This window comes from Campylobacter sp. US25a (assembly GCF_004379075.1).
In the GTDB taxonomy this organism is placed as follows: Bacteria; Campylobacterota; Campylobacteria; order Campylobacterales; family Campylobacteraceae; genus Campylobacter_D; species Campylobacter_D jejuni.
This window is the reverse complement of the sequence record NZ_RYYM01000087.1, coordinates 1-527: the sequence shown is the minus strand read 5'-3', so window position 1 is coordinate 527 and position 527 is coordinate 1. Positions and strand designations below refer to the sequence as shown.

At 28.1% G+C, this 527-nt stretch carries 1 pseudogene; it reads right to left on the bottom strand.

The annotated features are described in order from the left end of the window. A pseudogene (locus ELQ12_RS09865) lies at nucleotides 1-527 on the bottom strand (hypothetical protein); the annotation flags it as partial.

The following is a 527-nucleotide window of genomic DNA, read 5'->3' as shown; positions in this document are numbered from 1 at the left end:
TCATCTATAAAAGGAAGCATACCAAATTCATCAGGTTTTAAAGTCTTAGCTAAGGTTTTAATCTCTTGTTCTCTTAAAGGATTTTTATGCACTCCTACTAAACCACTTCCTACAGCAATATCTGCATAACCATAAATAGCACCTAATAAATTAGGTTTATCTAATATACTACTTCCTCCACTTAATTGTATATAAAGTATAGTAGCTTGGATAAATCTTGCATTAAAACCATTTTGAGACATATCATTAGCTAGGTATTTATAATCACCTAATATTCCTGCTGCCATACCCCATTCATTATGAAATAAACTTGATCTTAGATTATGTTTATTATCATCTACTATTCTATATAATTTTTCATATTTAGGATCTACATTTCCTTTTTCATCTACAGCTCCTATAGCTTCATAAGGTATATCTATAACAACACTTCTTATACCACTTCTTATAACTAAATATTTATATCTTTCTTTTTTAGTTTTTAAAGATTTATAATAAGCTTTTTCTGCTTTAGTCCAAGGAGCTAT